The organism is Clostridium putrefaciens (assembly GCF_900461105.1).
In the GTDB taxonomy this organism is placed as follows: Bacteria; Bacillota; Clostridia; order Clostridiales; family Clostridiaceae; genus Clostridium_L; species Clostridium_L putrefaciens.
This window is the reverse complement of record NZ_UFWZ01000001.1, coordinates 2,676,501-2,701,381: the sequence shown is the minus strand read 5'-3', so window position 1 is coordinate 2,701,381 and position 24,881 is coordinate 2,676,501. Positions and strand designations below refer to the sequence as shown.

General features: G+C 30.3%; 19 protein-coding genes. 12 read left to right on the top strand and 7 right to left on the bottom strand.

Annotation, left to right across the window (positions count from 1 at the left end; all coding sequences use genetic code 11):
* Positions 1-60: 60 nt before the first annotated feature.
* The 5 genes from DY168_RS12300 to DY168_RS12280 all read right to left on the bottom strand — a co-directional run bounded on the left by DY168_RS12300 (position 61) and on the right by DY168_RS12280 (position 5,464).
* On the bottom strand, positions 61-384 hold the full coding sequence (locus DY168_RS12300; RefSeq protein ID WP_115642007.1) for a lactococcin 972 family bacteriocin: 324 nt from the start codon (positions 382-384) through the stop codon (positions 61-63).
* Positions 385-731: 347 nt separating this feature from the next.
* Positions 732-2,057 (bottom strand): HAD family hydrolase, encoded by a 1,326-nt coding sequence (locus DY168_RS12295; RefSeq protein ID WP_242984129.1) that lies wholly within the window; start codon positions 2,055-2,057, stop codon positions 732-734.
* Positions 2,058-2,292: 235 nt separating this feature from the next.
* Complete coding sequence (locus tag DY168_RS12290; protein WP_115642006.1) at positions 2,293-2,808, bottom strand: hypothetical protein; 516 nt, start codon at positions 2,806-2,808, stop codon at positions 2,293-2,295.
* Positions 2,809-2,919: 111 nt separating this feature from the next.
* Positions 2,920-3,915 carry a UPF0236 family transposase-like protein gene (locus tag DY168_RS12285; RefSeq protein ID WP_115642005.1) on the bottom strand — a complete coding sequence of 332 codons (996 nt, stop codon included), beginning with the start codon at positions 3,913-3,915 and terminating at the stop codon, positions 2,920-2,922.
* Positions 3,916-4,132: 217 nt separating this feature from the next.
* Positions 4,133-5,464 carry an HAD family hydrolase gene (locus tag DY168_RS12280; RefSeq protein WP_115642004.1) on the bottom strand — a complete coding sequence of 444 codons (1,332 nt, stop codon included), beginning with the start codon at positions 5,462-5,464 and terminating at the stop codon, positions 4,133-4,135.
* A 1,184-nt stretch (positions 5,465-6,648) separates the two neighbouring features.
* On the opposite strand from DY168_RS12280, the gene glmS reads away from it, so the two are divergent.
* From glmS to DY168_RS14730, 5 genes are all read left to right on the top strand, one after another.
* Complete coding sequence (gene glmS / locus DY168_RS12275; protein ID WP_115642494.1) at positions 6,649-8,475, top strand: glutamine--fructose-6-phosphate transaminase (isomerizing); 1,827 nt, start codon at positions 6,649-6,651, stop codon at positions 8,473-8,475.
* 549 nt (positions 8,476-9,024) lie between these two features.
* Positions 9,025-9,522, top strand: coding sequence for a DNA-deoxyinosine glycosylase (locus tag DY168_RS12270; protein ID WP_115642003.1), 498 nt, complete (start codon positions 9,025-9,027; stop codon positions 9,520-9,522).
* A 177-nt stretch (positions 9,523-9,699) separates the two neighbouring features.
* Entirely contained in the window at positions 9,700-10,365 is a 666-nt protein-coding gene (locus DY168_RS12265; protein ID WP_115642002.1) for an HNH endonuclease, read from the top strand.
* A gap of 2,010 nt (positions 10,366-12,375) precedes the next feature.
* Positions 12,376-12,534 carry a hypothetical protein gene (locus tag DY168_RS14735; RefSeq protein ID WP_172556355.1) on the top strand — a complete coding sequence of 53 codons (159 nt, stop codon included), beginning with the start codon at positions 12,376-12,378 and terminating at the stop codon, positions 12,532-12,534.
* Between the two features lie 56 nt (positions 12,535-12,590).
* Positions 12,591-12,731: a hypothetical protein gene (locus DY168_RS14730; protein ID WP_172556354.1), complete on the top strand. Its 141-nt coding sequence runs from the start codon at positions 12,591-12,593 to the stop codon at positions 12,729-12,731.
* A gap of 257 nt (positions 12,732-12,988) precedes the next feature.
* Here DY168_RS14730 and DY168_RS12260 read toward each other — a convergent pair whose 3' ends face one another.
* Complete coding sequence (locus DY168_RS12260; protein WP_115642001.1) at positions 12,989-14,398, bottom strand: DDE-type integrase/transposase/recombinase; 1,410 nt, start codon at positions 14,396-14,398, stop codon at positions 12,989-12,991.
* A 174-nt stretch (positions 14,399-14,572) separates the two neighbouring features.
* Between DY168_RS12260 and DY168_RS14725 the strand changes: the two genes are divergently transcribed.
* The 4 genes from DY168_RS14725 to DY168_RS12245 all read left to right on the top strand — a co-directional run bounded on the left by DY168_RS14725 (position 14,573) and on the right by DY168_RS12245 (position 18,538).
* The gene (locus tag DY168_RS14725; RefSeq protein WP_172556353.1) at positions 14,573-14,713 is read left to right on the top strand and encodes a hypothetical protein; all 141 of its coding nucleotides are present in this window, start codon (positions 14,573-14,575) and stop codon (positions 14,711-14,713) included.
* A gap of 299 nt (positions 14,714-15,012) precedes the next feature.
* The gene (locus tag DY168_RS12255; RefSeq protein ID WP_115642000.1) at positions 15,013-16,197 is read left to right on the top strand and encodes a radical SAM protein; all 1,185 of its coding nucleotides are present in this window, start codon (positions 15,013-15,015) and stop codon (positions 16,195-16,197) included.
* 191 nt (positions 16,198-16,388) lie between these two features.
* Positions 16,389-17,996, top strand: a complete 1,608-nt coding sequence (locus DY168_RS12250; RefSeq protein WP_115641999.1) for an ABC transporter transmembrane domain-containing protein — start codon at positions 16,389-16,391, stop codon at positions 17,994-17,996.
* A gap of 278 nt (positions 17,997-18,274) precedes the next feature.
* Positions 18,275-18,538, top strand: coding sequence for a hypothetical protein (locus tag DY168_RS12245; RefSeq protein ID WP_115641998.1), 264 nt, complete (start codon positions 18,275-18,277; stop codon positions 18,536-18,538).
* A 187-nt stretch (positions 18,539-18,725) separates the two neighbouring features.
* Here DY168_RS12245 and DY168_RS12240 read toward each other — a convergent pair whose 3' ends face one another.
* Entirely contained in the window at positions 18,726-19,136 is a 411-nt protein-coding gene (locus tag DY168_RS12240; RefSeq protein ID WP_115641997.1) for a HepT-like ribonuclease domain-containing protein, read from the bottom strand.
* A 553-nt stretch (positions 19,137-19,689) separates the two neighbouring features.
* Between DY168_RS12240 and DY168_RS12230 the strand changes: the two genes are divergently transcribed.
* From DY168_RS12230 to brxC, 3 genes are all read left to right on the top strand, one after another.
* Positions 19,690-20,286 (top strand): DUF1819 family protein, encoded by a 597-nt coding sequence (locus DY168_RS12230; RefSeq protein ID WP_115641996.1) that lies wholly within the window; start codon positions 19,690-19,692, stop codon positions 20,284-20,286.
* Positions 20,287-20,417: 131 nt separating this feature from the next.
* Positions 20,418-21,002, top strand: a complete 585-nt coding sequence (locus tag DY168_RS12225; RefSeq protein WP_115641995.1) for a DUF1788 domain-containing protein — start codon at positions 20,418-20,420, stop codon at positions 21,000-21,002.
* A gap of 105 nt (positions 21,003-21,107) precedes the next feature.
* Positions 21,108-24,755, top strand: a complete 3,648-nt coding sequence (brxC, locus tag DY168_RS12220) for a BREX system P-loop protein BrxC (protein WP_115641994.1) — start codon at positions 21,108-21,110, stop codon at positions 24,753-24,755.
* Positions 24,756-24,881: the final 126 nt, after the last annotated feature.

Sequence of the window (24,881 nt, the reverse complement as noted above, 5' to 3'; positions counted from 1 at the left end):
ATGAAATATATTCAAACACCTCTCAAAAGATATAAGCTCATGGTTTATAAAATTTTTAAATTAATCATGACCATAATAAGAGTTCCATTCACTTGGATTTTTTACATAACTAGTTTTTGCTTTAGCCCACTTTCCAGCAGGTGCATCAGTTCTATCTCTAAATTCTTGGCCATCTGAATCTTTCATTATAGCTGTAGCGTGATGTTTTTGTTCACCACAATAAAAGTTTGAATATTGTCTTGATTGATCCCAAGCCCATGGCAAGGGATTAGCTTCTGGTCCAAATTTAAACTCATCACTATTGTGAGTAAAAGCAGCAACAACAGTTATAGTAGTAGTGACTAATAAACCTGTAACTATTGCTATCTTTTTAAAACTTTTCATATTAATAGACCCCTTTTTCTTTATTTGATTTGTTAAGTTATATAAACATTGTCCTTCTGGCTTTATGAAATATAATAAGTTTAAAAGAGTTAATATATCGGAATAGAAAAGAAGCACAATGAATAAAACTAAGATAAGGTGTCCTTACTGTCATTTTGATAATCTATACAAATTTCAGTTAGACAAGTAGGATATCCAAAAGCATCAATTGAAGAAAATGTAACCATTTGCTATTATATACATATATAAGTAAGTTTGTTTACATATAATAGTAGCATATATATATATAAATATTTGTTGCAATATGTTGTTTGAAAAAAGAATAAAACGACATATTATGCACTTGATTATCTAAGTAGTCTTTCCTCACTAGTTCCAAAGAGGATAGATTTTTGGCTTTGGATAAACTTTCCAGTGTTTTCATTTCTTCCTTGGAGGTGGTATCTGGCATTTTTCATACCAATGCTGTCAGCAGCCACTTTTGATAGTTTAAAGAGTTCTTTATCTTTGCATCTATTAATGATTAAGCTAAAGCGTGTATCATGAAAGAAAGATAACATAGAAACGTCACCATGATTGTCTCCACCAACTATTAAGGGGGACTTGCCACCATGTTTTTTCACTAAAAACCTTTCAATGGTTTTGGTCTTTCCTTCACCTTGTGTTTGGTGATAATTTATTTTAAGTTCTGGTTTAATTAAATTATTATTATCAAATTCAAGTTGCATACCAAATACATTTTCCGTTGGAATACTGTATCCAAACTTAGGATTTGAAGCAAATTCTCTAACCACGTATAAATAAGAGGCAGAGCAGATATAAACATCTATTCCATTATATATTAAGGTTTTATAAAGGTTTTGCATCTCTTTTATTGATTTAATACCAGTATTGAAGGTAACGGATATAATCCCTGACTTACCCTTTAAAGCTAGAGGACTTGTCCAGGTAGTTCTATTAATTTCATGTTTTAACCAATAAATGATGGACTCTTCTGATAGCCTGGAGACTTCATCACTTGTCATCTTAGAAAAAAGACGCATGGACCAGGTGTAACCCGAAGCTAAATCAAAGGAACTTCCTATAGCACTATAAAGATACCTAGTTTTAGCTATAAAGTCCTTATACTCTAAAGTTTCTTTAATATGCTCTAAGGATTTATTTCCATTTAGTCCTTCATAATTATCATATAAAAATCTATAGTCAAAATCTAAGTCCTTCCCAACTAAATCAATATTAATAGAATTTCCATCTTTATTATTAAACTTATCTTTAAAATTATCCTTAGGGATATCTTTTCTAATAATTTTACTAAACTCCTCTGGACTCATTTTAAATCTAAGGTGTATTAATTGATAGGCTAAAACAGCATCTTCAACATCATTAATTATTGATGTATTATCCCAATCAAATACAGCATAAGGTCTTTTATTTTCATCGTAAATATTACTCTTATTACCATTAGTTTCTATAAGGGTTTTCAAAGATTCATAGTTCTCATAGGCAAAGTTACCTCTATTAAGGATAACTTCCTCTTTATTATATTGGTTATCATGACTATTTTGTTTTGTGTTTTCATCACTTGTTTCAAAAGAACATTTAAATTCTTTTGTAAGGTTATGCATATTAAAATTTAACCAAGTTACATCAGCTTCTTTTTTTATATTACTCATTGGTGACCCTACCTTACTTAATAGATTAAAACAATATTTACTTTAATATATAGAAACACTTAATTTTTAAGCTTTTTAAAATACTGTTTAAAATAATTGTATCATATTAAAGGGGACAGTTCATTAATCTTTACATTAATGTTTGAGTCAAGTAAAAGTGGGCAACTATTTTATTTAATTTATTATCCATTATTTTACATGGGGTATTTATAATTTACCCTACCCATTTTTATTCTTAATTGTAACTAAGATCTCCAAATCCTTTTAATCCACAAAGTTTTTGTATTACTTTTCTTCCCAAGGTAACCGCGGCTCCACTATAAGGAATAGGCGCGGTATGTATCTTATATTCTTTAGATTTCGTACCCTTTTTATTAACCGCGGAAGCGGATAAAGGTATTTCACGAATTACAGTATCTATAACGCCCTTCGGTATAATGTTTTTATAGATCTTATCCAAGGTACTAAATAATCTATTGCTAAACTTTTCTGCTAAAATTTTAGATAAGTTATCGGCTCCATTAATAGACCAGCTCATTTTTCTACCTTTCATTCTATGTGCTAACACATCGCAAATGTTATGTTCCATAGTCCCTAATTGCCTATATTCTATCCCTTCGGGTGCCGTAGGCATAGTTATATTGTCTCTTAATTTATATGGAACTAGGCCCTCTTTATTATGCACAAAATAGTCATATAGCTCTGTAAGCTTTTTAAAAACAACTTCATCTTTATTACTTTCTATCATCATGTTAACAATTACTTCTAATCCTTCATCAACTTTCCCTTGCCTAAATAACTTAAGTAAGACTTTCTGTTCTTTTTTATCCGATGGCTACCATCCGTAACTCCCCTATCTTCTTCAAGATGGGGATGACGGCTGCTGAGCCCCTGGATAAGTTCTTCTAAGACTTTGATGGAGATATGTATTCCTTATAAGCAAACTCCACCTAAGTCTAAGAATCACTTGATCACTTACTTTTCTAATAATTGCTTGGCTTATATGAAATGGATCGAGCTTAAAGTGTATGTCTTGATCTTCACAGGTTGCTTTTATCCACTTTGCACCATCTCCATTTAATATCCTAGTTTCTATTTCATCAACATTATATTTTTCAGCAATGGTTGCTTCCGCAACCTTTTTAAAGTGGCTAGAACTATTAAAACTTGCACAAACAGTTTTATCAATAACAACATATTCTTTTTTACTACCTGGACGCAACTTCCAACCTGTATAAGATACTGCTAATTTAAGTTCTTTTTTTCTATTCTTACCCTTTGGTCTATCTTTTCCCTGAATGGATAACCATACACCGTCTTGCTCCTGAAATAGCACTGGTACTTCCTTTTCGCCTTTCAACGCACCTTTTTCATTTAGTTCAATCTTACGCTTTTCTAGTTCATTTATCTTTTCTCCAACCGTTTGAACTATGTTCCAAACTCCTTGAGCACTAATTTCCTGATTACACATTGTTTTTATATTTTCAGCTGTTTTTCTAAAAGATACTTCTGACACGTTAGTTAAAATAGTTTCTACAAGATTTATAGATACATTACCTATGGTGTCCATGCCTAGATACTCATCTAAAAGGAACTTAGTAGCTGTTTTACCATCTTCAAGTTCAAACTGATAGATACGTCTTGAATATTCAACATCCCCCATAATCGTTCTTAAACAAGTCTTTTTAAGTCCCTTATTTCTATATACTTTAATCTCTCTTTCTTTAAGTAGCTTTTCATCTAAAGCTTCCAACACATTTTTTAAAACATTGCAGGCTTCATCACAAACTATCTTATAAATCTTTTTCTCTATTTCCTTGAAAGTTAAGCCGTTTTCATTTAAACTAACATTATACATAAATTCAACTCCATTCAGTTTTGTGTTTGCAACTTAATTATAATGGATAATTTATGTATTGGGGAGATGTTTTTGCATCTCCTTTTATTTATATAGTTTTTTATACTAGTTCTGCCTACTAAAATTATACTCTAACTACATTAATGAACTGTCCCCAATCCTAAAATAATATTTTATTTCTATAATTAATTCACTTTATTATATAAGTATAATTTTATTATTTAGCTTTCTTTAATAAAACTTCTTCTTTGCTTCCAAGGAATACAGATTTTTGAGTTGGTATAAACTCACCAGTGTTTTCATTTCTTCCTTGTAAATAATATCTAGCATCTTCTTTTCCTATAGTGTCAGCAGCTTCTTTTGAAATTTTACCAAGCTCATCACCTTTGCATCTATTAACTATTAATGAAAACTTTGTATCATTAAAGTCAGTTAACATAGCAACATCTCCCGCACTATCTCCTCCAACTATTAAAGGACCTTTTCCAGCATATTTTTCTACTAAAAATCTCTCTATAGTTTTAGTTTTACCCTTGCTTTGAGTTTGATCGTAATCTTTTCTAAATTCAGATTTAATTACGCCTTTGTCATCTCTTTCTAGTTCCATGGCATATACATTTTCTTTTGGAATATCATATCCAAACTTAGGGTTTGTAGCAAACTCTCTAACAACATCTATAAATGATGCTGAGCATATATAAACATCTATTCCATTAGACATTAAAGTCTTATAAAGGTTTTGTTGTTCTTTTAGTGTTCTTAATCCAGTGTGGAAGCTAACAGAAACTACACCAGAATTACCCTTTAACTCTTCAGGACTTGTCCAAGTCTCTTCAGAAAGTTCATGTGATAACCAGTAATCATTTGACTTCTCTGTTAATGTAGCAACTTCTTTTTCTGTCATTCCAGCAAATAAATAAGTAACCCATGGGTAGCTTACATCTGAACTAAAAGATTCTCCAATTGATGCATAAAGATATCTAGTTTTAGCTATAAAATCTTTATATTCGACAGTCTTTTTAATATCATCTAAAGATTTATCGCCTTTGAATCCTTTGTAATTTTCATATAAGAATTTGTAGTCTGAATCAATATCAGCACCAACTGATTCAATATTAACAGGCTCTCCAGCCTTGTTGTTACATTCTTTTGTAAAGTTATCCTTTGGAATATTAGTTCTAATAGTTTTACTAAACTCTTCAGGAGTCATTTTAAACTCAAGATTTGTTAATTGATATGCAAGTAATGCTTCTTCTACATCATTGATTATTGTAGTGTTGTCCCAGTCAAATACAGCATATGGCTTTTTAGTTTCATCATAGTTTTTGCTGTTTTTACCGTTGTTTTCTATAAGAGTTTGTAAGGCTTTAAAGTTTTCATCTGCCCAGTTACCCTTTTCTAGTTTAACTTCACTCTTGTTTGATTGTTCTGTATTAGTTTTATCATTATTAGTGCTTGGAACTTTAGCAGAATTACTACAAGCCACTAGAGAAAATGATATAGTGGATGCTAAGGCGATACTAAACACTTTTCTTTTTAAATTATTCATAAATGACACTCCTTACTTTCTTATGTAGATTTGTATTTTACACTTAGTGATTAATATAAAGTGTTGGATGGAAATAAAAATTTATATAGGCTTACTACAAATAGTTATGTAAACCTTGTTATTAGGATCTTTGTTAGTTATATAACGAGCATGGGGAAATGTCAATAAAAAAATTAATGAATTTATCCGATGGCTACCATTCGTAACACCCCTATCCTCTTCAAGGTGGGGGATGACGGCTGCTACGACCCTGGATAAGTTCTTCTAAGACTCAGATGGAAAGATGTATTTCTTATAAGCAAACTCCACCTCAGTCTAAGAATAACTTGATAAAATTCAACATGCCCCATTGGGATATCATACCATATAAGTAAGGTGCACTCCTTATAAATGTAAATAAATAGCTAAATATCTTGACGAAAACCTATAAGAATGGATATAATAATGTGATAGCTTTTAAGATATAAAACAGAATAATAAAAGATAAGAATAAAAAATAAGAATAATAAATAAGGTTTGAAAGTTTAATATAAGCGCCAGGACTAAAGCTCCACCGAACAAATCATAGATTTTTTGGATGGGTAAGGAATCTCCGCCTACGGTGGAGAAAGCTCCATAGGCCAAATCATAGATTTTTTGGATGGGTAAGGAATCTCCGCTTACAGCGGAGAAAGCTCCACCAACCAAATCGAAGATTTTTGGAAGGACAAATGAATCTCCGCCTACGGTGGAGAAAGCTCCACCAACCAAATCTTAGATTTGGGGTGTCGCTTTAGTTGACGAGGATGAGGATTATCGAGATTTCGGCGGGTGCCTCACGGTATAGCACTATCGTAAAGAATTATAAAACTAGAAAGTGATTTCTAGCACAACATAATTTAGGTGTTAAAACTTATCTATATTCAATTCTTTTTTGTTTCTAAAGCTAATCAATTAATAAGTATTAAAAAACTAAAACACAATGATTTACCTGAATCTAATTTTAAATTTTGATGTAGGACTTTTTTGTTATATCTTTATTTCTATTAAGGACTAAAGATTTAGTAAGGTCTTTTGTAATGCTTAAGATATTTATATTAGGAAAAAATATTTACGAGCCATTATATTTTCAAAGAAATTTTAAAGAAAGATTTAAAGGATTTATTTGTTGTGTAAAAAAACAAAACAGAAAAGGAGACAAAAAGATGTGTGGAATAGTAGGATTTGTTGGTAAAAAGGATGCTTCACCGATTTTAGTAGAGGGGCTTTCAAAATTAGAATATAGAGGGTATGACTCTGCTGGTGTGGCTATTTTAAAGGATAATTCAATTGAAGTTTTAAAGTGTAAGGGTAGATTAAAAAACTTAGAAGAAAAGTTAGAGGAAAGTCCTATAAAAGGTAATATCGGAATAGGACATACAAGGTGGGCAACTCACGGGGAGCCTTCAGATGTTAACTCTCACCCTCATAGCAATAAAAATGAAAGTATAAGTGTAGTTCATAATGGAATAATAGAGAACTATTTAAATATAAAAGAATGGCTTATGTCAAAAGGATATGAATTTTTATCAGAAACGGATACAGAAGTAATACCAAATCTTGTGGATTATTATTATAATGGAGATATTTTAGATGCAGTTATGAAGGCAACAGCAAAGATGGAAGGAAGCTATGCTCTAGGTGTTATATGCACTAAAGAACCTGACAGAATAATAGCAGTTAGAAAAGACAGCCCTCTAATAATTGGAGTAGGTAAGGGAGAGTACTTTATAGCTTCAGATATACCAGCAGTTCTAAATCATACTAGAGAAGTTTATCTATTAAATGATAAAGAGTTCGTGGTGCTTACAGATGAAGGTGTTGAAATCTTTGATGAAAATAAAGAAAAGATAGAAAAAGAGATATTTCATGTAACTTGGAATGCTGATGCAGCAGAAAAAGGTGGATATGAAGACTTTATGTTAAAGGAAATCCACGAGCAGCCAAGAGCTATAAGAGATACCATGGCATCTAGAATAATAAAAGGAAAACCTATAGTTTTAGATAAGATAAAACTTACAAAAGAGGATCTAAAAAATTATAACAAGATATATATAGTAGCCTGCGGAACTGCATATCATGCAGGGGTAGTAGGTAAAACTGTTATAGAACGGTTAGCTAGAATCCCAGTAGAGGTTGATATCGCATCAGAATTTAGATATAGAGATCCAATAATGGATAAGAATACTTTAGTAATGATTATAAGTCAATCAGGAGAAACAGCAGATAGCTTAGCTGTACTAAGAGAGAGCAAGAAAAAAGGTTGCCGTGTTATAGCTGTTACTAATGTTGTAGGAAGCTCAGTATCTAGAGAAGCAGATGATGTTTTATATACTCTAGCAGGACCAGAAATAGCAGTAGCATCAACAAAAGCTTATGTAACCCAGCTAGTAGCTATGTATATAATAGCTTTATACTTTGCAGAGGTTAAAGAAACTACATCAAAAGAAGAAATAGAAAGCATAAAAGAAGAGCTATTAAATCTTCCGGAAAAAGCTGAAAAGGTATTAGAAAATAAAGAAATACTTCAAAAGTTTGCAGCACAAAACTACATGCATAAAGATATGTTCTACCTAGGAAGAGGCCTTGACTATGCAGTTTCTATGGAAGGATCTTTAAAGCTTAAAGAAATAACCTACATCCATTCAGAGGCTTATGCAGGGGGAGAGCTTAAACACGGTCCAATAGCACTTATAGAAAAAGGCACCGTAGTAATATCCACCATAACTCAGATGGATCTAAAGGATAAAATGATAAGCAATATAAGAGAAGTAGTTACAAGAGGGGCAAAGACACTAGCTATAACCTTTGAAGGAAATGAAGAGGTAGAAAAGTCCGTAGATTCAGCAATATATATACCAAAGACCTTAGATATATTATCCCCAATACTAAGCGTTATACCACTACAATTAATCTCATATTACGTAGCAAAAGAAAAGAATTGTGACGTAGACAAGCCTAGAAATTTAGCCAAGTCAGTAACTGTAGAATAGGGAGATTGGGTAGTTTGGCGGAGTTGTAGCTTTATAAAAAACCTCAACCGTTTTGAAAAAAAAGTTAGCTGTTTATAAAAAGTTGAATTGAAATATTTATTATGGATATGCTATGTTTTAAAGAATGTAGTATTGAAAATTAAAACAAATATAAGAATATAAAAGACTGCATTTTCTCATCTAAGGTGAGAGTGTGCAGTCTTTTGTTTTATTACGATATCAAGTGATTCTTAGACTCAGGTGGAGTTTGCTTATAAGGAATACATCTCCATCTGAGTCTTAGAAGAACTTATCCAGGGGCGTAGCAGCCGTTATCCCCCACCTTAAGGAGGATAGAGGTGTTACGGATGGTAGCTATCGGATAAAAAGAAGGTAAAAGGAGTTATTTGTAGAAGATATAAGTAATTAGTAATTTACTGGGTATCTGGAGTGTTAGAGGGAGACAAAGTCACCCTGTTGCTTATCATGTAAATGATGAGAATCAGTTCAGAATATTAATGGATAAAGTAATAACATCTTTTAAATAAAAGTATGAAAGTGGTGGATGGGATGATAGAAGGTTTTAATCCAATAATAGATAAAAATTGTGAAATATTAATTTTAGGCACTATGCCAGGAGAAGTGTCGTTGAAGAAGCAAGAATATTACGCTTCTGAGAGAAATCAGTTTTGGAAAGTTATATTTTCTATATTTGGAGAAGAGATGGATGATGATAATTATGAAAGTAAGAAAGCATTTTTATTAAATAATAAGATTGCTATTTGGGATGTGCTTAAAAGTTGTGATAGAGAAAATAGTAGTGATTCTAACATTAAAAATCCAGTAGCAAATGATTTTAAGTCGCTATATATTAATTATCCTAACTTAAAAAGCATTTATTTTAATGGTAAAAAGGCAGAAGTTTTCTACAAAAGGTTAGTAGTTAAGAATGTAAATAAAGATGATTTAAGTCTATTCAATTTACCATCTACAAGTCCTGCTAATGCAGTGAAATTAGAAGATAAAGAAAATGAATGGAGACGAATACTATTACCACTTAAGGGGTAGATTAACACCGATAGTTTAATCATCAATGCTTGTACTTGGTAATTTACTGGCACCCTGGGGTGTTGGAGGGGGACGAAGTTACCCTCTTGCTCCAGGTTTTTAATACGATTTAAAGAATCCATGAAAGTTGATTTGAATTTTAAATCTACAAAATTTGAAAAGAAGAAGAATTGAGAAATGGGATTTCCTAAGAGTATCCAAGATACAGTTTTGGTAAAATGTAAGAGACATTGCTGCTTGTGCGGAAGAAATGTAGGAATCAACATTGAGTTACATCATATTAGGCAAAAGGCTGATGGAGGAGATGATTCTGAAGATAACTGTATTCCACTATGTTTTGATTGTCATGCCTCGGTAAAGTCTTATAATAAACATCATCCAAAGGGACATAAATATTCAGAAAATGAAATAAAACAAAGAAGAGAAAAATTTTATGAAGATATTAGCAATATAATAACGTCTATGTTATTGAGTAATGATGATTATAATAAGCTAGAAAATGTAATGAATAATTATGGTGTATTAATAGAAAGTATGATTGAGTTAGATCCATGTACAGAAACAGTTTCTATAAACTTTATTGATAATCTAGAAGGTGTTGCTCAAAATTTAAAAAGTTTTAAGTATGATTTCTCTAATGTAGATTTAGAAGAGTCTAAATGTATAATAATAGATAAAATTCATGAGATTATTTGTTTATTATATAATACTGAGTATTTTCATTCGTTAAATGATGGAAGAATTTGCTTTAATAACTACTCTGTAAATAATTATAGAAAAGAAATGTACAATATGAGATTAATGTTAAGAAATGCCTATTTGGTTTTTAGAAACTCAATGTGATAATGGATATATTCCCAGGAACGGAGAAATTTAAAAAAGTTATATCGACATATTCCCACGAACGGAGAACTGAAAAATATATAAAAAATACAGCGTTCATCCACTCAAAATAGGTTGTGATATCAATCCAAGCCTATTAACCATGTGGAGACGGTAGCATTTATAACAAAAAAATAGATGTAAGAGTGTGTGAGATACTGATAAATAAAGGGTTTCTGAGATTGGAAGTGTAGTTGCTAGTTTTATAGCAAGGACTTTTATTCTTAGAAGCCCTTATTTTTTATTGTAGGGGTTAACATATCAGAGAATGGTATATTTATATAGTTTAGTAGGTGGGATAGAAGTTAGAGGGTACGGGTAGTTAGGATAGATGAATTTTATAATAAATTCTTCAAATGTTAGTAAATATCCCAAAGGATAAAGTTTTGAGTATTTGTATAGATTTTACGGAATTGTTTATGGTAAGGAAGAAGATTCCAACCCCTGTAAAGTGAATTATTAGCATGAACACACTATTTATAGCATATAGCAATAGTGTTATCTTGTTCCATTCAATTACCTCTCTCGTATAAGTTTAATAATCTTTGGTTTGCTAGAGGGCGCGGGGCGAAATGAACCTCTTGTTTTATTTTAATTTCATGTCGAAACTTGTCAGTAATTGATTATTTGGAATGGGTTGACGGGAGTGGCGGTATCGTTATACAATGTATATATATTCAAGGTTAGCAATAATTAGACAGCTACAATATCACGCTTCCATAGTATTCTATCTAAGATAATTTTGAAAATTAATTTAAAAAAGTATTCAAAATGAAAAGAATAATATATATGCACTCAATATATAAAGTAGGGGTATTATGCTAATTACAAGGATGAATATAAAATAAAAATGCGAAAAATACTTATACTTATATTTATACCCATAGTAATCCTAATAGGATGAAGTAAAAAGGATGAGCAAATTCTATTACTTGAAACTAGTAGTGGAGGCTATCCAACGTATCAAAATGATAATATAAAGACAAAAATATCGGATAATATAGACGAAAAAGAAAGCGTTTATACATGCATACTAAATGAACTGCGGAAAATAAATGAATTTGCACCAATAAAAGATCTTGAAATACAAATATCAAAGCAATACGTAGTTCCCAATATAGATGAGGGAATAAAATGTGATGCCAAATTCATAGAAACAGAGGAATTTAAAAAGGAACTTATAAGAAAGTCCTATGAAATATATGATAACTGGATATCAGAAGGACTATATGCAAAGATATATGAGATAGATGAAAAGGAAGTAGATTTTGTTAAATATTATGCTAATAAGGATTTTTCATTATTAGGAGTAAGAGTTTTTGAGCCATTTGCAACAAAAGAGGAAGTAGAGAATGTACAAGCTGCATCAAGAGATTTAGTAAAATATTTATTAGGAAATAATAAGAATGTATTAATGTAATCTTTTGTATAAAATTGCACATTAGTTTTTTTGCTTGAAGTGTTGATTTATATGGGTATTATGGCATTTCAAATATTAATAATAATTTAAAAATAATGTTAAGTATCGATATCTGCGTTCAAATAATTTCATTTATATAAACATATTCTATCTAATTCCTTTATGTTCTTAAGGTGAAGGAATTAGACAAGATGTGTAGAATTGCATAAGGTATATGGAAGATACATGATCGTATAAATTATACAGGGGAGGATGAGGTTGTAATGACGTTTTTAAAATAAATTTAATAATTATTTAAGAATAGAGTCGAATGAATAAAAGAAACTTTAAATTCAACTAACAATGATGATACAATGACTGCAATGTGTGGTGGATTTCATATTTTGTGACATCGCAAAAGTAATAATATTCAGAGGAAAATATTGTCATGTGGCTGTATTTAATATTAATCGTTGCCATACGATATATCTCAATCCTTCCTCCACGATTGAGATATATCGAGGCCCAAGGGTTTACGAATTAATTAAGAAATAAAAGGAGGTGATTAAAAAATGGAATGGGTTAATAAACCGCAAAAAGATTTGGTGGACCTAGATCATGCTTGCTTTATAGTATGGTGTAGTAGTCAACATACCCCACCAGTATGCCAGGGTTATGTAAATCATTGTCCTACGGACACTAGCGCATGTAAAAAGGGCAATATGTTATAAGCATTTTCAAAATGAATTTAATGATTATTTAAGAATAACAAGGAGGTGATTTAAAAATGGAATGGGTTAATAATCCGCAAAAAATTACAGGTGGTAGTACCATAGAATCCTCTTGTTGGATTGACATCTGTACTCTATGTTTTATGCATGGGTGTAAAGATCACTTTGGTTGCAAGAGTCATGGTATGAACATGTAAGAGTCATAGTATTGAACAGGTATATGCACTTGATATTTGATAGTGTTAACTAATCTATGAAAAAATAAATTAAAAATTTTTAGATTTAAATTAAACTTTGAAAAGTGAAAATGTGCTCTAAAATAATGAGGTGTTACTTTTTCTTTCACCAGAACTTTTAAATTTACTCTGGAAAATTAAAAAAGAGCAACAAGAATACACCTTTTCAGATCGTTTATTTTTAACAAAACGCTGATGGGTGAAAATAATTTGATTATCTATACAACTTGATTTTTTACTATAAGTTGTTGTGAAAGTTCGATTAACTTTTGCCATTTTCCTGGCATGGTAGAAATTCTTTCAAGCTCAGGGATGGGGTTTAATGCTTCAAAGTAAGCGTAAGAGTGCGGTCGAAGAAAGTTGTAATATGCTACAAATAAGGCCAAGTGCGTGTTGGAACCTTCCTCACTACCAAAGCCGTTTGTAACCCTATAAGAGAATTTAAATGTTCTGTTAAGGCGTTCAATTATTTGTTTAACCCAGCGATATTCAGTTGAAATAGAATCGTTATTAGTGAGTCCAATTACTTGAGTTACATCGAAGTCAAAGCCATTAAGATTGAACTGTTGCTGCGCAAGCTTGTATGCCGTATAACCATCAGCAATAAATCTAAGGGACTTACCAGGAAATTCTTTAAACTTATCAAAAGCCATACGCATAGTTAAAATGCAAGGTCCAGTATCGCGGGTAAATGAGGCTTGGTATCCTAAAATTGATTTTTTAATGGCATCCATAACGAGCCAGATATATTGAGTCTTTCCTTTGACTTTAGTATAAGTTTCATCAGCAGCAAGATAATTAGTAGGTTTATAGTCATAATTATCGACATAGGGTTTAACTAAAGCGGCAGCGGTGATGGTATATCTACTAACCATGACATGAGATATTTTAACACCGTGGATTTCCCAAAGCGCACGTGCGGTATGGCGTGTAGATAGTCCTAAATTAACGTTGTATGTTAGGCAAAGTCCCATTACATGAGAAGAAAAGTTTCTGAATTTGAGGCTAGTGGCACCTTTAGGCATAGAAGATAAATCAACGTCAAAATAATTAGTAGTAAACTCGCGGTAAATATAATGGAGCTTGAATTTGTGCTTATCTTTCTTGTATTCTTCTAGATCTTTCAATGAAAGTTTTGCAAGGGAGTTTAGGTAGAAATCACATTTTTTATTAACACATTTATGGACATAAAAGTTCTTGCGGTCTTTCTTTTTGATTAGAGCATGTCCGCAGTAAGGACAAATGAAGAGTGCGGTCTTGAAGTCAACTTTGTTTTTACTAAAATGCAAATCACAAACCTTGCAGCAAAGCTGCCCGCGTCCACCTGCGTTATCGTAGATGTAGTTGTGCGGAGCACCACAACGAGGGCAGCCAGTATCAGGTGTTACTGGCTTTTTATCTTTACCATTAGCAAGTTTGTATTCATTTAAAAGTTGATTGTAATCAAGATGTTCGAAGGTCTTAATAATGGGTAATTTATCTACAGTAAGTTTTTTGTATTTAGGGCTTGTCATATCATATTTAGGAGCCTTTAAAGGTATGTTTTTCGCAATGAAAATAAGTAATTCATTTATTTGTGAAAGTAATAGTTGATTATATGTAACTAATATTGATATAATTGTACTCACAATGACACCTTCCTTTTTGGAGATTTTTGTTGGGGTAGATTACAACAATTATATCAGAAAAGAGGGGTCATTATTTTTTTGTTATAAAGATAGCTTAACCCCTTGCTAATGCAAGGATTGAAATAAAAAAAAGATGGTATTAACACTATCTGATATTTAGAGGGGGTAATATAAATGAATTGGATAAATGAACCTAAAAATATATCGATACAAAATGGAGGAAAAGCTCCATGTCCTTGGGTATTAGCAATAATTGGGCTTTGCACAACAGGTCCTCTATGTGGTAAATTATGTTTTATACACTCTGATAACTAAAATGAATTATTTACAACAATATTTAAAAACAGGAGTGAATTATTTCAATAGAAAAAATACCAATATACCAAACTTCACTTAAACTTGGATTTATAATGAATCAAAAATGGCATTCCAATACAAATGGTTTATAAAGTCATGAAAGTTGCATAGGGTTTAGTGTTAATATATGCTATGCAACTTTGTATTTAAATTTTCTCAGTTATAGATGTTTAAAGATATTTACTAGTTCGAATGTAGATGGTATGGTATCAAGATTATATTTTAAAACAAGGGTATAAGGAAGGAGCTAACATGGAATGGATTTTAACTTAAATGATTACAAGTTTTCAAAATACAATCATAAAATCTTTTTAGATAAAGATATTTATCTTTATAATGCTTTTACTGGTGGGTTTGGAAAAGTAGATGAAAAGAATAAAGAATTGGCAATAAGGTGTGATTTTACAGGATCGATAATAGAAGCAGATTTAATACAAGATGATAAATTCTTAAATTCATTATTAGAAGGTGGATTTTTAGTTTACAAAGATATAGATGAGTATAATATGCTATTAGCTGCTAGTGATATATCAAGATATAATAATCAATCAATGTCACTTACTTTAGTACCAACTTTAAGCTGTAACTTCAGGTGTGTATATTGTTTTGAAAAAGATAAGAATTATCCTAATCAACATATGACACCTGAGGTTATTGATGCTACAGTTAAGTTTATAGATGATTCACTGAAAAATGATAGTAACTTATCAATAGCTTGGTTTGGAGGTGAACCATTAGTTAGATTTGATATATTAAAAAAGTTGCAGTTGAAAATTAATGAGTTATCTAAGAAGAAAAATTTGAACGTATATTCAAGTATAATAACAAATGGTTATTTATTGAATAAAAAGACATCAGATGAGTTAGTTGAGCTAGGTATAACTTTTGTTCAGGTTACTATTGATGGTGATAAGCATACTCACGATGAAAGAAGAATGCTTCATGATGGAAATGGAACATATGACAGAATTATTCAAAACTTATTAGAATCTAATGATAAGCTCAACATATCAGTAAGAGTAAATATTAATAAAGACAATAGTGATTGTATGGATAGTTTTCTTGAATCATTAAAGAAAACTGGTATTAGTGATAAAAAAAATATTAAAACATACTTTAGTGTGGTACGTGATTATGATACTTCTAAAAGTTGCCTTAATGAAACTTGTTACACTACCAAAGAATACGCACAAGAAGAAATGAAATTATATCGATTGGCACAAGAAAAGAATATTCCTACTTCAATATCCATAAGTCCTCAAGTATCAGTGTGTGCAGCGGTATCGCCGAATTCTTACATAATTGAGCCGGATGGTAGCTTGCAAAAATGCTGGAACTTAGTAGGAGATCCTAATAAATCTGTTGGAAATATATCTTTAAAGTACAACTTAGATGATATATTAAAGTTAATCGCTTATAAATATTTAAATGAAACTAAATAAATATTTATAAGTAATGACTTTATATATTGTGAGAGATTTAATTTGCTTTTTAAGCATTTACAAATGAGATTCTACTAAGCAATTAAAAAGTAGAATCTCAAGCTTAAAAGATGTTGTTTTTAAAATTTAGAATGTCATATAAATGAGGATATATAAATATAACTAAAAGAAAGAGGTTGAAAAATAATCTTATGAAAATCATGAAACTTTGCAATAAATATTTGTGTGAATATAAATTTAGTTTATTTTTTTTAATACTTATTACTATAATATTAAAAGTTCTAAATTTGTCTATTACATATATAACAGGTAATTTTATCGACCAACTTTTAGAATTCAAAACTATTAAAATAATTTACTATAATACTGCCATTATTTTAATAATAGGATTATTAAGTGCAATCTTAAGCAATTATTGCAATTATTGTTTATTTAAGACTCAAGCTAAAATAGTTTTTGAGTTAAACTATGAAGTATTAAGACATGTAAAAAGGTTACCTATGACATTCTTTAAAAATACTGATACAGTATATTTGAATCAAAGAATTAATAATGATTCTAACGTTGTAATTGGTTTTTCTGTCTCTATACTAATTAATATTTTAATAATGCTAATTAGCTTTATATCGATATTTTTGTTAATGTATAGGTTGAATATTAAGATTACTATAATAGTATTATTAAGTATCCCAATATATATTTTATTATATATGGTTTTTAAAAAGCCACTATATAAGTCAAATTATGATTATAAAGAAGAGCAAAGCAAGTTTTTTTCAAAAATGAATGAACAACTCTCGAATATAAGTTTTATAAAGTTGAACTCAGCATTTGAAGTGTTAGATAATGAACTAAAAAAAGCATTTCCAAATTTTTTAAAATCCTTACTAAAATATTTCAAATTTAATTATCTCTTTCTTAGTGCAGACTCTACGGTTGAAAATGTTTTTAATGTCTTTTTGTTTTTCTATGGAGGAATTGAAATTATGAATAATAGAATGACAATAGGAAACTTTATAATAATAAAAGGATATTATACGGTTTTATTAAGCTTAATAAATGGATTTTTATCATTGGGAAAATCATATCAAGAGACATTAACATCATATGATAGGTTAATAGAGATTTTAGATATACCAAAAGAGCCTAATGGTGATAAACTTTTAAAAAGAATTGATTCCATAGAATTGCAAGATATTAGCTTTTCATTTGATGAAAAAATGATATTTGACAGATTTAGCTATAAATTTCAAAAGGGTAATATATATTTAATTAATGGTTTAAATGGTGTTGGAAAAAGCACTTTGATTAATATCATATGTGGATTATACTTAAATTCATATGAAGGCAATATATTTTATAATGAAGAGAATATAAAAAATTTAGATTTATATGCTATACGAAAGATTCTTTTTGGAATTGTTGAACAAGAATCATTATTATTAAATACAACATTATATGATAATTTAACCTATGGAATAGATAATGTTCAAAGGGATTTAGTTGATTATTGGTGTGATAAGTTGAATTTAAAATCATTGGATTTAGAGGAGAATATACTTCTTACTAATAAAAAGATTAATATCTCTGGAGGCGAAAAACAAAAGATAGCTTTAGTAAGAGTTTTTATTAAAAATTCCAACATTCTTATAATGGATGAACCTACATCAGCATTGGATATTAATAGTATTAACATTTTAAATGAGACAATAAATAAAGTTAAAGCAGATAAAATCATCATTATTATATCCCATGATGATTCAATGAAATTAAATGCAGATTATATAATAAGCTTGTAGGTAATTGGACAAATAAAATTTTTATTAAATTAAGAAACTACCAGTTCATGGCAACCAGACAATGATATGACTGCTTTTGATTAATTACTTATGGTATATTAAATCCAGTGTTTTTAGCAATATGATAAAAAATGGTTTTTCTTGAAAATCACGAAACTGTAGCTGTTGAAATAACCATGTTTGATTTAGGTTTTCAGTCTAAAGATAAAAGCTAAGAAACAAAAAACGATGTTATATATTTTTACAATATTAAAAATGGGATAAGGGGGTGATGTAATATGGATTATGGTACAATTTTACTTTCTATTTTTATTGGTATATATTTTATAATTAAGTATAGTAAAGATAAAAAAGGTTTTAATTTAGTTATAATTTTTGTTTTTATTACAGGAATGTTTTACAGAAGAACTTTTGGTATATATAACAACGTAGGTAACTCAGCACAAATAATTATTAATATAATTTATTCGATTGTTGTCTTGATTTTATTGGCAGTTTATTTTATTAATGAAAAAGGTAAGCGAAAAAAAGTAAACCAATAGTAGTTCTAACATGGGATTCTAAGCCCAAAACCACGCATTTTTGAAATTTCAATATATTGCAAAATTTAAGAAGGGTATAGCTATAATGTCTATATCCTTTTTATTTTGTCAATAAGGGGTGTAGTCAATTAAAGCCACAAAACCCACGTTAAGGAAGTCGGTACCAAAGGCCTTTGCTTTTGATAATTTACTGGGCCTTTGAGGTGTTGCCCAAGTTCTTGTCACTAATAACTAATCTTATTCTTTCAGAAGACGTTTCTAGAAATAAATCTAAAGTTATCATTTCAGATTTGCATATGTCTATAATTCTTTTCTTTGCTAACTTCCTTTGATAATAATCATGAGTATATCTATTCCTAAGTCTCACTATTCCTTGAAGTTTCTTAGAATTATTTGAAGATATGAATCCAAAGTTTGATGATAATTCTATTATATCTACCCCGGATTTATTAGGTATATAATTTTCTGTTGCTACTAAATATGTTTCACACATATCTAATATAAATTCACAGAAAGAATTAAAGTAAGATATAATAGCTTCATCTACTATTTCATCCTCACTATTTGGGTTTCTCTTTAAACACTCTCTTATTCTCACTAAAAAGACTTTACTTTCTACAAGCTTTTCTTTTAACTTTTCTTTTTTATATTTATCCGATGGCTACCATCCGTAACACCCCTATCCTCTTCAAGGTGGGGGATGACGGCTGCTACGCCCCTGGATAAGTTCTTCTAAGACTCAGATGGAGAGATGTATTCCTTATAAGTAAACTCTACGTGAGTCTAAGAATCACTTGATAATAAACCATAACTACAATCCTCTCTCCTTTAAGTGATAGTCTCTTATAATTTCTAAGTACTCTCTATCTCTTTTAAAAGATGAATACCCTAGTATATAATCTAAATACCGTTCTTCCTGTAATATGATTTTATTAGGGCTTGATATCATAATTTCTCCAAAGGGATAAACAATAATTTACTGGACCACTAAGGTGATAGAGTGGGACGAAGTTACCCTCTTGCTAACAAAATAAATAAAATAGTTGCCCACTTTTATTTGACTCAAGCTATTAATTAATAACTGTGTATATTTACATTCTATTATGGTAGAATTAATATTATAAAACTGGACCACGGAGGTGAAGTTAAGTATGGAATATAAATCAACTATTAAGTCTAGACCATATTTATATAAAGAAACTAAAAAGGCTGCAAGCCTTATAAGTAAAGGGTTGAAAGCTGAAGGTATAAAAAATAAATCATTGGAAGATAATATTTTTCAACTTGAAAGTGAAACAAGAAAGAAGGAAGTTGCATCAATTATTGTGGCAAGACTTAAAGATTTAGATAAATTCATAATAGATAAAATATCAGAGGGAAATGTAGAAACATCAAAGATACTTGTTTTGTATGCAATTATTAAGACAGATAGATTATTTTTCGAGTTTATGAATGAAGTTTATAAGGAAAAATTATTATTAAGAGAATTATTTTTAAGAGATAAGGACTTTAATACATTTTTCCAAAGTAAAAGAGAGCAAAGTGAAAAAGTAGCCTCTTGGACAGAGTATACATTTAAAAAGTTAAAACAAGTTTATGTAAGAATTCTTTTTGAATGTGGACTTATTGAAAATCAAAAAGGTGATAGAAAAATAAAGACTCCTATTTTAGACAGTGAAGTTAAAGAGTACCTGTATAAAATAGGTGATAAAAAATATATAAATGCAATTGTTGGAGAGTGTGGGTAGTGAGTGGTGAGTAGTGAGTAGTGAGTAGTAAACAGTAGGTGGAACTTATTATCAACTGCCAACGACCAACTGCCACTACCCACTAACTACCGCCAACGACCAACTGCCCACTAAAATACAGGAGGATATAAATGAAAGATATATATCGGAGAATTGATGAAATATTACCTAAGATAATAGAGCCTAACTTTAGAAAAAACAAAGGGCTAGGTAATGAAATTGGATTCTATATATTTGATTATGAGCCAGAGTATGAACTTTTAGTTAGAGATAGGGTTAAGTTTATAAAAGAAAAAGTTCAAGGTGGCTACGGATTAAATATAGTAGAGTTTGATTTGTATGAAATAATCATAGAAATGTTAGAAGAAAAAGGTTATCTTAAAAAGAATTTTGAAATGGAAGAGAAAAAGGGTAGCGAACATGTAATTTTTAAAGCAACTAAGTCAACTTTAAGAATTACAGAAGAAGATGATGTGTTCGTTAAATATATAGGAGAAAGACTAGAAGGAGCAGATATAGTTTTTTTAACGGGGGTAGGTAAAGCGTGGCCCATAATTAGGTCACATACAATTCTAAATAACCTACACAGAGTTGTAGAAAAGCAACCATTAGTAATGTTCTTTCCGGGAACTTATGATGGTGGAACTCTTATGTTATTTAACAGTTTAAAAGATGACAATTATTATAGAGCATTTCAATTAGTAGATAGAGTGTAAACTAATCCAGGAACTTAGCAATGCTTAACGACTGCTTGTAAAAGCAGTAGTTTTAGCAGTGGTTAGTTACCGGATAAATATTAAAAATAGCAGGGGGAAGGTAAGATGGAATTTAAGTTAAAAGACATGTTTCATAAGGAAATAGACAGAGATATAAAAGGGGTTATAAAGGTTGGTCAGGCAGATGATGAAAATATAAAGCAAGAGTTAGATGAATATGTTGTAACAGGTGAGTTAAATAAGCATATTGATAGATTTTTTGAAGCATATAAGACAGGTATTATAGGCAATACAGATAAAAATGGAGTTTGGATTTCAGGGTTCTTTGGTAGCGGTAAGTCTCACTTTTTAAAGATACTTTCTTATCTTCTAGAAAATAGAGAAATAGAAGGGAAGAAGGCTATTAATTACTTTGATGATAAGGAATTAGACAGTTTCATTTTAGCAAATATGAAGCAGGCGGGAGATGTGAAAGCAGATGTCATACTTTTTAATATAGATTCAAAATCTGATTCGGATTCAAAGTCTAATAAGAACGCTATAGTTAAAGTGTTTAATAAGATGTTCAACGAAATGCAAGGTTTTTGTGGATCTAAGCCATGGATAGCAGATTTAGAAATTCAAATGGTTAAAGATGGAGTTTATGATGATTTTACAAATGAATTTAAAAATATATCAGGGAAGATATGGGAAGATACTAGGGCTGATTTTTATTATGAAGAAGATAACATAGTAGAAGCATTATCAAAAACAACTAAAATGAGTCAAGAGGCAGCAAGAAATTGGTATAACAAGTCAGAAGAAAACTACTCATTAAGCATAGATGATTTCGCTAAAAGGGTCAAAGAATATAGTGAATCAAAAGGAAAAAACCATCATGTTGTATTCCTAGTGGATGAAATAGGTCAGTACATAGGGGACAATACAGGGCTTATGTTAAACCTTCAAACGGTTGTAGAAGATTTAGGAACTAAGTGCGGGGGTAAGTGCTGGGTTATAGTTACTTCTCAAGAAGGAATAGATGAGTTTACAAAGGTTAAGGGTAATGACTTCTCAAAAATACAAGGTAGATTTAATACTAGATTATCTTTATCCTCTGCCAATGTAGATGAAGTAATTAAGAAACGTATACTTAGAAAAAATGATGCGGGAGCAAGTTATTTAAAAGCATTATATGAGCAAAAAGAATCTATAATAAAGAACCTTTTAACTTTTACATCAGATACTGCTGAAATGAAGTTGTATAAAAATGGAGACGAATTTGCAGAGGTTTACCCATTTATACCTTACCAATTCAATCTACTTCAATCAGCCTTTAGTGGAGTAAGAGAACATGGCGCTTCAGGTAAGAGTTTATCTAAGGGAGAGAGGTCTCTCCTAGGAGCTTATCAACAAGTGGCAGTAGAGTATATGAATGGAGAAGTTAATGTACTTATACCTTTTTCGGCATTTTATAAAACAATAGAAACTTTCTTAGATTCATCTATAAGAACGGTTATTATTCATGCGGAAAAGAATGATAATTTAAGTGAATTTGATGTTGAAGTTTTAAAACTATTATTTTTAGTTAAGTATGTAAAGGAAATAAAGTCTAATATAGAGAACCTTTCAACATTATTAATAAGTGAAATAGATGCAGATAAGTTAGAGACAAAGAAAAAGGTTCAAGAATCTTTAAATAAACTAATAAGAGAGACATTAGTTCAAAAGAATGGTGATGAATATATATTCCTAACAAATGATGAACAAGATGTAAATAAAGAAATTAAGAATATGTCAGTTGATAATGGAGAGGTTATCCAAAAGGCTTCTGAAATAATATTTGATGATATATATGGAGATTCTAAATTCTCATATTCAAGAAAATATCAATTTACATTTAATAAAATTGTAGATGACAGAACTAGAGGACCGCAAACAAATGAAATAGGAGTTAAGGTAATAACTGCAAACTTTGATCTAGTAGGAGGTTCAAGTGAAAGTGAACTAAAACTATTATCTACTAGGGAAAATAATGTGATTATAAATATAGCAAGGGATGTTAATTATCTAGATGAAATAGAAAATGTATTAAAAATTGATGCTTACTTAAGAGTTAAGGGTGGATCAAAATCAAGCACTGCTATAGAGGATATTAAATCAAAAAAAAGCAGGGAAAGAGAAGATAGAGCGAAGAGAGCGAAATTCTTAATAGAAGAGGCTCTAAGAACTGCTGAAGTATATGTAAATGGTAGTCTTTTAGATATAAAAGAAAAAAGTGGAGTAGATAGAATAAATGAAGGCCTAAGAGTCTTAATAGATTCTAAATATAACAAAATAAACTATGTAAAAGAGTTTAAAGAAAATGCTAAAGATCTTTATGACATAATGGATGCTAGACTTAATCAAATGGAATTAGTTGATAGTAATCCAAATAGATTAGCAGTGGATGAAGTTAATACCCATATACAAACTAGTTCTTCAAGAAACCTTCAAATTACAGTTAAGAGTATATTAACTAAGTTTTCAAATGCTCCTTATGGGTGGAAGGATATTGATATCCAGGCTATAGTAGTATCTTTATTTAAAAATCAAGACATTAAGGTTATATTAAATGGGGAGGTATTAACTCCTAATAATAGGGAAGTTGTAAACTATGTAACTAAAAGAGACTACATTGAGAGAGTTATTTTAAAAACTAGAGAAAAGGTAAATCAAAAATATATAGATGTTGTTCGCGACTTGAACAAAGACTTATTTGGATTCTCATCACTTCCAGCAGATGAAGATGGAATAATGGGTATATTTAAAGAAGAATGTAAAAGGGAACTTTCAAGGATAAATGAAATGCTTGTTAATTTTACGTTCAAAGCATCTTATCCGGGAGAAAAGACATTAAAGGATGGTAAGAAACTATTTACAGAAGTAATAGATATTACAGATACAATTGATTTTTTTAAAGACGTATATAATTTAGAAGGAGACTTCTTAGATTATGCTGATCATATTGATGAAATAAAAGGATTCTTCTATAAGAAAGAGAATGGAAGAATAGAATTTTCATCTAGAGGTGAGCAAAGAGTTATATTTGATAATGCTCTAGAGAAGTTAGAAAACTTTAAAGAGAACAAAGAGTATATAGTTAATGATGATATAAAAGCAATTATAGAAGAAATAAAAGAAATAATAAGAATGCCTAAACCTTACTCTAGGATACCGACAATACCTCTTTTAATTGAGAAGTATAATAATAAAATTATTGAGTTATTGGAAGAAGAAAGTGTTCCAGTAAAAGGTTTTATAGAAATGTGCAGAAAAGAAGTTTTTGAAACTTTAGATGGATATGACTTTAAAGATAAGTTCAAAGATAATGTAATTAATGAATTTAATAATCTTTATAATAGAGTTGAGGGTGCAAGCAGTTTCGTTGTACTTTCATCAATGTCAGACCTTGCAGAAAAGGTTAAATTAAAGTGGATAAAGGAAATAGTGACAGAAGATGGGACTCAAAAGAGAATAAAGGCTAAAGAAATAGAAGAGGCAAATAGAGTAGCAGAAGGGGTAGGAAATGGTGAAACAAAAACTGCTACATCAGAATATAAGGTAGAACCTATAGCAGAAGTAGTTATTAATACTAAAACTCTAAGTATGAGAGAGCTTGTTAAAGGTCAAAAAACCATAAAGAATAATGATGATATAGAGGAAGTTGTAGAAGCGCTAAGAAGGAAATTAAGAGAAGAACTAGAAAAGGATACGATAATAAATTTGGTTTAGGGGGCAGTAGTTGGTGGGCAGTGGGCAGTCAGTAGTGGGCGGTGGGTAGTTTGCAGTGTGCAGTGAGTAGTGGGTAGTGTGCAGTTGGCAGATAGTAACTGGCAACTAATCACTGCTCACTGCCAA

Bases quoted from the DNA above. Each gene is read 5' to 3' on its own strand.
- brxC (WP_115641994.1), top strand. From the start codon at position 21,108: ATGGAATTTAAGTTAAAAGACATGTTTCATAAGGAAATAGACAGAGAT.
- DY168_RS14725 (WP_172556353.1), top strand. From the start codon at position 14,573: ATGAATTGGATAAATGAACCTAAAAATATATCGATACAAAATGGAGGA.
- DY168_RS14735 (WP_172556355.1), top strand. From the start codon at position 12,376: ATGGAATGGGTTAATAAACCGCAAAAAGATTTGGTGGACCTAGATCAT.
- DY168_RS12300 (WP_115642007.1), bottom strand. From the start codon at position 384: ATGAAAAGTTTTAAAAAGATAGCAATAGTTACAGGTTTATTAGTCACT.
- DY168_RS12265 (WP_115642002.1), top strand. From the start codon at position 9,700: ATGGGATTTCCTAAGAGTATCCAAGATACAGTTTTGGTAAAATGTAAG.
- DY168_RS12285 (WP_115642005.1), bottom strand. From the start codon at position 3,915: ATGTATAATGTTAGTTTAAATGAAAACGGCTTAACTTTCAAGGAAATA.
- DY168_RS12225 (WP_115641995.1), top strand. From the start codon at position 20,418: ATGAAAGATATATATCGGAGAATTGATGAAATATTACCTAAGATAATA.
- DY168_RS12230 (WP_115641996.1), top strand. From the start codon at position 19,690: ATGGAATATAAATCAACTATTAAGTCTAGACCATATTTATATAAAGAA.
- DY168_RS12295 (WP_242984129.1), bottom strand. From the start codon at position 2,057: ATGAGTAATATAAAAAAAGAAGCTGATGTAACTTGGTTAAATTTTAAT.
- glmS (WP_115642494.1), top strand. From the start codon at position 6,649: ATGTGTGGAATAGTAGGATTTGTTGGTAAAAAGGATGCTTCACCGATT.
- DY168_RS14730 (WP_172556354.1), top strand. From the start codon at position 12,591: ATGGAATGGGTTAATAATCCGCAAAAAATTACAGGTGGTAGTACCATA.
- DY168_RS12270 (WP_115642003.1), top strand. From the start codon at position 9,025: ATGATAGAAGGTTTTAATCCAATAATAGATAAAAATTGTGAAATATTA.
- DY168_RS12280 (WP_115642004.1), bottom strand. From the start codon at position 5,464: ATGAATAATTTAAAAAGAAAAGTGTTTAGTATCGCCTTAGCATCCACT.
- DY168_RS12255 (WP_115642000.1), top strand. From the start codon at position 15,013: ATGGATTTTAACTTAAATGATTACAAGTTTTCAAAATACAATCATAAA.
- DY168_RS12250 (WP_115641999.1), top strand. From the start codon at position 16,389: ATGAAAATCATGAAACTTTGCAATAAATATTTGTGTGAATATAAATTT.
- DY168_RS12290 (WP_115642006.1), bottom strand. From the start codon at position 2,808: ATGATGATAGAAAGTAATAAAGATGAAGTTGTTTTTAAAAAGCTTACA.
- DY168_RS12245 (WP_115641998.1), top strand. From the start codon at position 18,275: ATGGATTATGGTACAATTTTACTTTCTATTTTTATTGGTATATATTTT.